The following is an 11,879-nucleotide window of genomic DNA, read 5'->3' as shown; positions in this document are numbered from 1 at the left end:
ACAGACCCACTGGCCACAAACCTGAAACGGTGACCCGCGAAGTCCGGGCCTAGATACGCCAGCAGTCCCGTGTAGACAACGCCCTGGATGACGTTGCCCCGTGCGACGGCCGCAGGCTTCTCGAGCCGATTTCCGTGCCCGCCGAGTCGGCGTACATCAGCGAGTTGTTGTTGGCACAGGAGGAACCGTGCATGCGTCTGCTGCGGGTCGCCAGCCGTGAAGACCGGGTCGACCGACAGTAAACGGCCCGTGGCGGGATCGTACTCGCGCGCACCGAGGTGAGTGAGACCCGGGGCGGCGGCACCACCGTGTACCTCGCCAGCCGGAGCTCACCTCCTTCCTCGCCGACGGCACCCTGGTGGCAGCCACCCGCCAGCCGCGTCCCCAACCTCACGGGTCAGTACAGCTAGCGCCCCTTCCACACCACCGTCGTCAAGAACTGCGGATGCCTCGCCAGAAGAAATCCGGCGAGGCATCCGTAACAGGCGGATCCCGTCTCAGCGCACGTAGGGGAGATCGAATCCGGCCTCGCTCGCAACCGATTCATACGTCGACAGCATCGACGAGACCGTCTCCTGGATCTGCCTGAGGGAGAAACCCGCGTCTTCCAGGTCTCCCGAACCCAGATTTCCGGCCAGCTCCTCGATGGCCTCCTGAAGGATCTTCAGGGAGTCTCCCTGTACGGCCAGTGCCGGATACACACGGTTCGGCAGACGGACCACCGCGTAGTTTCCCGAAACTGCCAGGACTGCGGCTGAGGTTTCCTGTTCGCTCATCACTAACCCTGTGGATAGAAGGTGATGTGGGGCCTGGTGGTGTCGAGCGGCCCAGTGAAGATGTCCTGCCGCCGCCCGACGCCCAACGTGACGTCAGCCTTCGGCAGCGAGCTGGACACGGAGTGCTTGGTACGGCTGTTGACGCCCGTGATCACGTAGTCCCAGTCTGACTCGCTGTGCGATCCCTTCGGATTCGACGACGACCGCGGCCCCAGTGTCCGGCTGCCGACGACCGATATCGGCTTCCCGATCCGGTTCGCGGCATTCTGGATTCGAGTTCTCTCCACTCCCGTGAGATTCGCCATGTTCGCGCCTGCTCCGACAGACGGAGCACAGGGAGTCGAGTTGTGCACGAGGACCGGTGTCTCACCCGCCAGCACATAGTACGTGTGCAGGTCGGCCACTGTGAGGTTGTGCACGAGGGTCGGCTGGGTCCAGTGACGGACGCCGGTGATCCGGACCGCGGCTCCGGTGGGCGCATCGAGTTGCTCACCGACCGTCAGGTCTGTGGCGTCGACCCATGCGCCGAGTTCCGGGACCCAGAAAGGGTGTCCGGCTGTCGCGGTGACCGAAGCGGTGCTTTTCCCGCCGTCGGTCTCGATTGAGAGGGTAATCCTGACCAGGTGCTTCGGGCCCTGGCCGAGGATCTCGGCGGTGACTGTCTTGGCCTCGGCGCGGCCGGTCTTCGGGTCCCTGGCGAGGACCTTGTCCCCGGGCTTCACGTCCTCGATGGCCTTGGACGTGCCGTCGGCCATGAGGACTTCGGTGCCGGGGACGAAACTGTTGCAGGGTGCTCCCCTGCCGGCCGCGCCGCCCAGATATGCCAGCAGTCCCGTGTAGACAACGTCTCGGATGACGTTGCCCCGTGCGACGGCCGCGGCCTTCTCGTTGCATTCCTCCGCGTTGTACACGCAGTAGGTCGCCGCGATCTCCTTGGCCTTCTCGACGTCCTTGCCACCGTGCAGCACGTAGAGGAAGGCCTGCCGGCATCCCTCACGCCCATAGCAGGCGCTGCCCTCCTGGCCCTTCTGGGAATTCTCGTAGACCGGGTTGTACCAGAAGTCGTCCGTGAACTCCCCGTTCATCCTGGGATGCCAGTACTCGTCCGCCATCTTGTCGATGTCGTTGGTGACCGGGGTGTTGCCTGCCACCCAGCTCTTCTTCGCGGCCTGGGAGCGCTTGTAGATGTTGCCGCGGCGGTAGTCGGACGTGCCGGTCCTGGCGTCGTAGCCGACTTCCTTCTGGGTGCTCTTGGAGCAGTACTTGACGTCGTACTGGCAGGAGTTGGGCCTGGAGCCGATCTCCGTGCCCGCCGGGTCTGAGTAGGTCAGCGGGTTGTTGTTGGCGTAGGTGTAGCCGTTCATCTGCTGCGGGTCGCCGGCCGTGAAGACCGGGTCGACCGACAGGAAGCGGCCTGTGGCGGAGTCGTACTCGCGCGCACCGAGGTGGGTGAGACCCGTGGCGGTGTCGGTGGTGCCGCCGACAAAGCCCCTGGTGCCGGTCCACGTGGTCGGCACGGTGCCACGCAGCCCGCCGAACGGCAGCGTACGGCGCTGGGTCAGCGCCTGGGTGGTGGCGTTGACGGACAGCTGGGCGGTGCCGTGGTGGTCGGCCAGGGTGAAGGAGATGGTTCCGTCGTTGGCCTGGACGGCCTGGTGGCCGCCGCCGAGGTCGAAGTAGCGGGTGCCCTTGGTGGTCGTGGCGCCCTTGGCCAGGGTGATTTCCGTGGCGCCCAGGTAGAGCGTGGTCTCCGTCGGGGTACGGCCGATCAGACGGTTGCCGTCGGCGTCGTACAGGTAGTCGGTGACCTTGTCGCTGCCGCCTTCCACCGGCTGGGTGACCTTGGCGAGATGGCCCTCGGCGTCCCAGTCCAGGGTCTGGGAGGTGCCGTTGCCCAGCAGACGGGTGCGGGTGTTGCCCGCGACGTCATAGGTGAAGCTGTCGGTGGACTTCACCGTGCCGACAGTGGTGTCCACCGATCCCAGTGTGTGCGGCCGGACCGCACCCGGATCCGGGTAGTGGTAGCTCCGACTGGTGTCCGAGGCACCGGCCGTGGTGCCGTGCTGGGTCTCGGTGAGCCGGTTGCCGACCTTGTCGTAGGTGTAGGAGGTCCAGTACGGAGCCGGACCGCCCAGCACACCGGTGGTGGGTGCGGTGGCACAGCCGGTGGTCGACTGGGCCCAGGCCTCCGCCACCCGGCCGAGGTAGTCGTAGCCGAAGCACTGGTTGTCGGTGCCGGAGCGTGAGGTGTCCGAGACGGACAGGACGTTGCCCGCCTCGTCGTAGGAGTAGGTGTTGTACTGGTCGACGCCGGTGACGTCCTGACGGTCCAACCGGGAGGTGGCCAGCCGCTGGGTGCCCCACTGGTAGGTGTTGGTCTCGTACGTCGTCTTGCCGCCGTTCGCGGCCAGCGAGTGCTGCAGCGGCTTGCCGGTGAGGCTGTAGCTGGTGCTCGCGGTCAGGTTGAGCGGGCCACTGACCCCGATGGGCCGCAGGGTGCCGTCCTCGTAGGTGTAGGCGACGGTGTTGGCGGCCAGGTCACCGGCCTTGGGATAGCCGACGCCCTGCACCGTGCCCGAGTCGTTGTAGGTGGTCGCCGACAGATAGGTGCCTGCCAGCGCTCCCTCGGCCGACGGGATCGTCACCGAGGCGCGCAGCGGCCGGTACAGACGGTCGTAGGCGACGACGCTCGACTTGTACTCCTGGCCACCGCTGTAGCGGGAGCTGGACGCGAGCTGACCCTTGGCGCCGCTGATCGTGTCGTAGACCCACTTGGCCCGCAGCGTGCCGGTCGAGGAGGTGTCCCGCAGCTCGGTCTTGCGGCCCAGACCGTCGTAGAGGGCGGCGAGGACAGTACCGCGGGCGTCCTTGGTGCTGGTCGCCTGGGAGCGGTCGTCGTAGTCGCTGTGGCTGGCGCCCTTGTCGGGGTCCGTGGTGTCGGTGAGCCGGCCCATCAAGTCGTACGTCCACGTCCAGACGTTGCCCGCCGGGTCGGTGACCCTGGTCGGCTCACCTCGCGGCGAGTAGCCGTACGACGTGGTGTCGTAGGCGGCGCCGGCGTCACGGGAGTGCAGGAGGCGCACTTCGGTCGTGAGGCCGCGGGCGTTGGTGACGGTGGTCTGTCCGGTGGCGCCGACCGGCGGGATGACCGTGGTGCGGTCGCCGCCGTAGATCGCCTTCGTGACGTTGAGGACTGCTCCGCCGTCGCCGTTGCCGGCGATCTGCCGCGTCTCGGTCGCCCGGCCCAGGCCGTCGTAGGTGTAACGGGTCTGGGTCTCCACGGTCAAGGCGTCCGCAGGCTTGAACAGGGTCGTGGAGGGAGCGGTGGTGTCGGTGTAGTAGGTGGCGAACTCCTTGGCCGTCAGGCCGCGTTCGTCGTAGAAGGTGTCCGCCAGCAGCGTCCCACCGTTCGGGCCCGGGGCCTGCGTCTGCCGGGCTCGCAGGAAGCCGTCGTAGAAGGCGTACGAGGTGTCCTGCGCACCCGAGTTGCCGATGGTCTTGGTGGACACCACGACCGGCTTGCCGTCGGTGATGGTGTAGCCGAACTCGAAACTGGGGGTCTGGCTCGTGGTCCGGTCCGCCTGCCACACCTTGGTGGTGCGGCCCAACGCGTCGTACGCGTAGGTGATGACCTTCCCGTTGGTGTCGGTCTCCGTGAGCGGCAGCCCGCGCAGGGTGTCGAAGGCGGTGGTCGAGGTCTGCGTGGTCGCGCTGTCCCCCGGTGTGGCGGGCGGGGTGGTCACCGTGCTGCTCGTCGAGAACCCAGTGGTCGGGAGGTACGCGGTGGTGGTGGTCCGTCCGTCGGTGCGGGCAACCCTGGTGAGGGCACCCGCGGAGGTGACCGTGACGTCGGCGGTCAGGTCGGTGGTGGTCAGCGCCCGTCCGTAGCCGTCATAGGTGGAGGTGGACTCCAGGTAGACCGCGCTGGAGCCGCTGTATGTCTTGAGTTTCGCGGTCCTGGTGGCGTCGCCCTTGGTCGCCGCCGCGCCGTACGCCCCGCCGTCGTAGGCGGTGCGGACGTCGGACATGACGTCGGCCGGGCGGCTGGTGGTGGCGTCGCACGCCTTGGCGACCGTCTCGACCCGTGCCGGGGCGTCCACGGGGATGCTGCCGGAGACGTAGGTGGTGCGAGTGCACTGGTCGTCGGCCGCGGTCGTCGTGTCGCCCAGGTCGTTGCTCTGGGTGACCAGGCCGGTGGTGGTGTCGTGGGTGTCGGACCCAGAGGTGGTCTGCCACTTGGCGCCCGCGCCGTCGTCCAGCGAGGTCCACGACTTGCTGGAGGCGGTGCCGGTGAAGTTGGCGGTGACGGTGCCCCAGTCACGGACCTTCTTCGCGGTCTGCTGGTACCAGGGCCGAGTCACCGACTTGGAGAGCACCTTGCCGCCGGGGGCGGAATAGCCGACGGTCTTGTACGCGAAGCCGGCCTGCGACTCATGGTCGGTGATCGGGTCGCCCTCACCCGAGTCGAGGGTTACCGAGACGCTCTTGGTGCCGCCGGAGGAACTCTGACGGTCGCCGTCCATACCGCGCAGGAAGTACGTGTCCGCCTGTGACTTCATCGCCGAGGCGCCGCCCTGGCCACCGGTGCGTACCCGTACGTGGCCGTAACCGCGCCACTGCGACCAGGTCTTGGACTTCGCCTTGGTCATCCCGTCGTCATCGTCGTAGTGCCAGGCCGCACCGTCCAGGTAGTCGTACATGGTGACCTGGTCGGGTGAGCCACCGGTACGGTCGGTCGAGGTGACCGTACCGACCACGTACTTGTTGAACCACTGAAGGTCCGGGTCGTCGGTCGAACTGCCGCCGATGTACTGCGGGAAACAGCGGGTCGTGTTGCTCTGCGGTGTCGGCAGCGTGGCGGCATCACAGACCGGGGCCGAGTAGCCGACATCGACCTGACCGCCCGAATCGTCCGCGACGGTGGACAGCCGGGACTTGATGTAGGGGGCGTAGCCGTCGCCGGTCGTGTCGAGCCTGTTGGCCAGCTGGGTGTAGGCGAGGGTGACCTTCGGCAGAGTGATCGAGGCCGTGCCGTCGTAGCCGGTCCGCTGGATGGAGTCCAGCAGCAACTGGTAGTCGGTGTCGGCCATGCCCCACCGGTGGGTGAGCTTCCAGCCGTCGACGTTGCTGAAGGCGCCGGACACCAGCACCTGGGTGGTGACGGCGGTCAGCCTCTTGCGGGTGAAGAACGCCGGGGAGGACCGGCCGTTGTCGCAGTTGGTGGCCGCCTCGCAGTTCAGGTCCCATGGCGTGTCGTACCAGTACTGGGAACCTGTGGAGATGGACGAGCAGGTGGTCGAGCTGTCGGGGATGCACCGCTCGCTGTTGGTGAAGTTGACCTTGGCCAACGCCTTCGTCGAGTACATGGCCGTGGACTTCAGCCCGTACTCGATCCGGTCCAGCGTCCCGCCGCGTACGTACGGTGTGTCATCGGCTGCGGTCAGATTGCGGCCGTAGGAGTTGGTCTCCTTGTCGTAGTAGTACGCGACCGCGTTGTTGTGCGGGTCCACGACGTAGTCCAGGTTCCAGCGCCAGCCCTGCTGGCACCAGGACGCCGCGAACGTCGAGGCGTTGCACGGCTCACCGGAGTTGTTGCCGAAGACCGGCACCGTCCACGTCGAGTCGGTGGTCTCGTTGCCGCTCGCCCAGCCCGGCAGCCGGTTGTAGCCGAAGAAGTACCGCGTACCGTCGGGGGTCGTCACCCGCCAGTACTCGTCGTTGCGCGCACCGTTGGACCGCACATCGGACGTGGAACCGTAGATCCGGTCGATCTTCGTGCCGTCGTCGTTCTGCAGCTTCCAGGAGTTGGTGCCGTTGGGCACCAGCTCCCCGCCCGAACCGTTCAGCGACAGCGTGGCGTTGTCGTACGCCCAGCACTGATCGCCCGGCTTGTTCCCGTCGGCGTTGGTCGCCCCGTCGTCCGTGCACCCCTTGTAGCTGCGCTCGATGAATCCGGGCGCCAGGTCGAAGCCGTCACCGACCCACGACGCCTGGTTGTTCGTGTTTCCCGTCCGGCCGTCGACGCCGCCGGAGGAGTACGAAAGCCCGACCTGCGGAGTCAGGCCACCGGGCACCTTGGGCACCGCCATGTCGTACGACCACGCGAACGAGCCGCTGCTCAGATCCGTGGACCAGGTCGACGAGGCGGCCAGGGACGTGGCCTTGTAGTCACCCTTGTCACTGCTTGCCGAAGCGGTCGCCGCCAGGACGGTCGCGGTGCTCGCGCTGAGGGCGACCGCCTGCGTGGTCAGCGTCTGCTTCTCGGTGTCGTTGACGGTCTGGACCGGCTGGGTGGTACGGCACTGCGGTTTCTGCGGCGTCGTCAGCGCACACGCGGGCAGTTGGACGAGGGCCAGCCTGGACGCGTAACCGCCGCCGTACAGGTCCGCGAACGAGGAGTAGTCCAGCCCGGCGCGCACCTTGCCGCCGCGCTGGGCACCGCCCTGACGGGGAATCAGTGTGAAAACAGGTCCGTCGACGCCCGTCTTCCGTGCCGCCGCGCGGGAAAGCGCGCCCACGGTGTAGGTGCCGGTGGCCGCGTCCGCGGCCCGCTTGACACGCGTGTCCAGGGTGAGCGGCAGCCCCTTGACCCGGGTCGCCCCCTGCCTCAGCGTCACCGCCGCGGCAGTCGCCTTCGGCCAGCTGGTGGCCGGCGCCTTGGCGGGCGTACGGGGCCCCTTCGTCACCTTACGGGGCACCGCCTTGCCCGCCGGGCCACCAGCGACCGGCGACTCGGCCTGCGGCAGCGCGGGCTTCGCCCAGCCCTGCGCGACGGCGGGCACGCCCGACGCCTGGAGCAGGGTCGCGGTCAGCACGGCGGCCGTGGCCATCGCCACCCGTCGCCAAGGTCTGCCTGTTCTTGCTCGTGATCTGGTCTGCATGGGGTCTGTCTTCCTCCCGTTGAGTGCTCCGCGGGCAGTGGGGTATCGCGCACGGCGGAGCGAAGAAAGTGGCCGGGGAACGGGCCGGCCGCAGGTGGTGGCCGGCCCGTTCCCGGTGGCTGGGCAGATTCAGTCGCCGCTGGGAACAGCGGTCTCCACGCCCGGCATGCCGACGGCGAGGTGATCGATCTGCGTCTCGGTCAGCGCGCCCTGGAAGACCCAGACATCGGACAGCGAACCGGGGAAGTACTGGCCGGACGTGGTCCCGGTCGTGTCACGGCCGAGCTGCAGGGTCTTCGCGGCCTTGTAGGTCAGTACGTCGTCGGCCCACGAGACGATGTCGGTGCAGCTCGCGTCGTCCTGCACACCGTCGTCGTCGGCGTCGGCGCAGGCGGTCTCCTGGAGCTCGCCGTTGACGTAGAGACGGATTTCCTTGGCGAAACCGTCGTAGACGAGTGCCACGTTGTTCCAGTCGGTGGGGCTGTAGAACATGCCGTTGCCGATGTCGGAGACAGTGGCAGTGTCGCTGTCGGAGCCGGGCGTGGCGATCCGCCAGCGGCCCGGATCGGTGGCCGGGGTAGCGCTGGGTTCGTAGCGCACCGCGAACGCACTCTTCTTGGCCCCGGGCGCACTCATCACGGTGACCGGGCTCGTCGGGACGGCGGCGGTCTGGACGAAGGCGCTGACGGTGAAGCTGGCACTGGTGTCGACCGGTACCACGGAGGCCGCGGCGTAATCGTTCGTGCCGTCGAGGGCGACTGCGCCGTCGACCCAGCCCGAGCCGATCTGCGCACCGTTGTAGAGGGTCATGGCGTTGCCGGCCGACGACGCGTCGGGCGAGGTCGACGGGGTGCCGGTAGCCGTCTCGAACTTCCAGCGGCCCTTGACCACCGCGCGCTGCTTGAACAGTTGCTGCACCTCACCGGCGGACACCGGCCGGTCGAACAGCCGTACGTCGTCGATCTGGCCGGGGAAGAACGAGGTGGGCACCCCCTGGTACGCGCTGGCGCCGATCTGCACCGCGCCCCCCGCGGACCAGGTCGAGGGCAGGGCTGTGGTGCCGGCCAGGGTGCCGTTGACGTACAGCGACAGCTTGTCGGCGACGGTGTCCTGCACGCCGACCAGGTGCGTCCATTCACCGCCGTAGGCGGTGGTGCCCTCGGGCTGCAGGGCCCGCACCACGGTGGAGTCGGCGGTGTCCGCGCTGTGCTGATTGAACACCCAGCGGTCGTAGGAGCTGGAGTAGTACAGCTCCGGTCCCGTCACCACGCTGCCGATCTGCGAGGCGACGGTCGCCGCGTGCGTCGGCTTCGTCTTCGGCAGCTTCACCCAGGCCGCGACGGCGAAGCTGTACGTGGTGTTGACCTGCGGGCTGCCCGTGGTGGCGTAGTCGTCGGTCCCGTCCAGGGTCAGCGCGTTGCCGTCCACCCCGGTCGCGCCCGTCGCGGCGCCGCCCTTGAGGACCGCGGGGCTCACGTCGGCCCGCGCGCTCAGCTCGGTCGCGTCGGCGGGGTCGTCCAGGTGGAAGACCATCCGGGCCGGACGGCCGCCGCTCGTGTTCGAGGTGTTGAGGCTCGACACCTCAGCCGCTGTCAGGGGCTTCTCGAAGGTCTTCACCTCGTCGATGGCCCCGGGGAAGAACGACGCGGGCGTGCCGCCCGGGGTGCTGGCCCCGATGAGCATGCCGCGCCGGCCGTTCCACGGCGTGGTGTAGGCCGTGGTCCCGACCAGCGTCCCGTTGACGTACAGCTTCAGCAGCTTCTCGCCCAAGGAGTAGACGCCGACCAGATGCGTCCACTCGTTGACCTTGACCCCGCCCGCGGCGGCCGGCATGGCTCGCACCGGAGTCCCGGAAGCGGTGTCGGAGCTGTACTGGTTGAACACCCAACGGTCATAGCCCTTGGAGTAGTACAGCTCGAAGCCCGGCTGATTGTTGCCTCGCTGCGAAGCAACGATCGCCGCCTCCGACGGCATCGCCGAAGGCTTCACCCACGCCGACACCGAGAAGCTGACGTCGGTGTTGACGGTCGCGAGGTCGGTGTCGGCGTAGTCATCGACGCCGTCGAACCGCACGGCCTTGCCGAACCTGCCCTCCACGTTCGGCGTCGGACCGCCGTGCATGGCCGCGGGCTCCTCGGGCGCGCTGCCCACCGCCTGAGTCGCTCCGGCCGCCTCGTCCATCGACCAGTCGGCGCGTTCGAGCTGCCCCGACTTCACCCGGAACTGGTAGGTACGGATCTCGGAGCCGTTACCGGCCGCGTCGAAGGACCGTGCCGTGAAGGTGTTGAGACCCGGTTTGAGAGGCAGTACGGGCACGGTCTTGGCCGCTCCGGCCGAGGTGGTGACCGCGTTGGCAGAGACCGGGTCGCCGTTGACTCCGTACCAGTACTTCGTCACGTCGGTGACGGCTCCGGTGATCACGAAGTAGCCGTACTGGCCCACTCCGTCGTACCAGGGGTCGTCGGGGTCCTCGGGGTTCGAGGCCGGGTAGAGGACGGAGGAGACGGTCGGGGCCTTCGGCACACTGGTGTCGTACACGAAGTAGCAGCCGGTCGGGTCGCCTGTGTTCGACCACGGCGACCACTGCCCGCCGTCGTAGGAGCGGACGATCCAGTCCACCGTCTTGTTGGCGGGGATGGACGACGGCAGGGTGATCGCGAAGTCCGAGCCGGACTTCTTCGCCGTCGTCCGGCCGGACTTCCAGCGGGTGACCACGCCCTTGCCGTCACCGGTGTCCCAACCCGCCCAGAACTCGACGGAGACGGAGTCGCCGTCGGGGTCGGTGACGTTGTTGGCGTAGATCTTGCCCAGGGTGCGTACCCGCGCGACGCTGGCGGGCTTCTTGCAGGTTCCGCCGTACTCCATGGTCAGTTGGGACATTTTGACCTGCGGCGGCGGGCGGTTGTACTGCACGCGCAGATAGGCGTCGTCGGAGAACCGCTTCCAGGCGTACTCATCGGTCTCGCTCGCCGCCTTCAGACCGAAGGTCATCGTCGACCACTTCTTGTCCGCCGCCAGTTGCACCGCGGACTTCACGTCGAACTCCGCGTCCTTCGCGGCGCAGCCGGTGAATCCGTAGGCAAAGGACGCCGTCTTGAGGCGATCGATCCAGAAGCCGGCCGCGTTCTGCGAGTTCCAGGTCGTCGACGAGGAGATGTCCTTGGTACGCCACAGCTCCACGCTGCGGTCCGAGCAGGACGCCGACCAGGTGTTGCGGACCACGAACTCCGCCTGCAGCACGGTCCGGCCGGCGAACTTCGAGGTCGGGATGCGGTAGAAGAGCCGCTTGGTGTCGTACGGCGCGCAGTACGACCAGCCGCAGTAGCCCATGCCCGCGTCCGAGTCGCCGTTGAACTTCCACTGCGGCGACGACGCCCAGTACTTGGAAGCCATCGTCCACGCCGAGGCCTTCGGGGAATACCACTGGGGGTCGATGAACACGGGGTACACCGTGTCCTCGCCGGTGAGCACGCCACTGTCCGGTGTCAGCACCAGCGCGTCCTGCCCGGCGGGAACGTCCACACCGACCGGCGCGACGTTTCCGGACTCGGCGGCGGTGGCTTCGGGGGCATCCGACCCGCCCCCGTCGGCGGTGGCGGTTTCTGCGGTGGTTTCTGTAGCGGCAGCGTTGGCGGTGATTTTGGTTGTGGTTGTGGCGGTGGACTTCGCCGTGGTCTCGGGTGCCTGGGTGCTGGAGTCCCACATCACGGGGCGGGGGGCCTCGAACACAGCGCTTCCGGCGCCCTCGTCGATCGCTGCCAGACCGCCGTCGGCGGTCTCCTTCACTTGCATGCCGTCGGCGTCCAACTTCAACCGCAGCTGGCTCAGTTCATCGCTGGCCGCGGCCTCGGCCGACTTGACGACCAGGAGCTGGGTGAAGCCGTCCTGCTGCGCCGTCATCCGCAGATCGACGCCAGGCAGCACGTCCGGGTAAGTGACGGTGCTCCCGTTCAGCTCCGGGGCGGGCAGATCCTCGGGCCAGGACAGCGCCAGTTCACGACCGTTCTTCAGCATCCGCACCAGCGGTGCCGAACCCCCGCCGGAGAACGTCAGACCGACGGTCGTGACCTTGGGCACCACCACTCCGTCCGCGCCGCGGGTCAAGGTGGTGTCGATGTCCCGCCACTCGCCGTCCACCCGGGTCCGCACCGGACGCAGATGCTCCCGAGTACTACAGCCTCAGGTCTTGTGACTGGTGATCGGTGCTGATCGTTGTCCGGTC

At 67.9% G+C, this 11,879-nt stretch carries 3 protein-coding genes; all 3 read right to left on the bottom strand.

Translation table 11 applies throughout. The features are described from left to right. Nucleotides 1-497: 497 nt before the first annotated feature. The 3 genes from RB628_RS37235 to RB628_RS37225 all read right to left on the bottom strand — a co-directional run bounded on the left by RB628_RS37235 (nt 498) and on the right by RB628_RS37225 (nt 11,806). Nucleotides 498-776, bottom strand: a complete 279-nt coding sequence (locus tag RB628_RS37235; RefSeq protein WP_318325069.1) for a DUF6959 family protein — start codon at nt 774-776, stop codon at nt 498-500. A 2-nt stretch (nt 777-778) separates the two neighbouring features. Further along, the gene (locus RB628_RS37230) at nt 779-7,606 is read right to left on the bottom strand and encodes a polymorphic toxin-type HINT domain-containing protein (protein WP_318325070.1); all 6,828 of its coding nucleotides are present in this window, start codon (nt 7,604-7,606) and stop codon (nt 779-781) included. Nucleotides 7,607-7,786: 180 nt separating this feature from the next. After that, nucleotides 7,787-11,806, bottom strand: a complete 4,020-nt coding sequence (locus RB628_RS37225) for a LamG-like jellyroll fold domain-containing protein (RefSeq protein WP_318325068.1) — start codon at nt 11,804-11,806, stop codon at nt 7,787-7,789. Nucleotides 11,807-11,879 lie beyond the last annotated feature (73 nt).

Source organism: Streptomyces sp. ADMS (assembly GCF_033441795.1).
Taxonomy (GTDB): Bacteria; Actinomycetota; Actinomycetes; order Streptomycetales; family Streptomycetaceae; genus Streptomyces.
The sequence above is the reverse complement of the archived record's forward strand: the minus strand, read 5'-3'. Positions and strand labels throughout refer to the sequence as shown.

Coding starts and splice junctions, on each gene's coding strand:
- RB628_RS37235 (WP_318325069.1), bottom strand. CDS start 776: ATGAGCGAACAGGAAACCTCAGCCGCAGTCCTGGCAGTTTCGGGAAAC.
- RB628_RS37230 (WP_318325070.1), bottom strand. CDS start 7,606: ATGGCCACGGCCGCCGTGCTGACCGCGACCCTGCTCCAGGCGTCGGGC.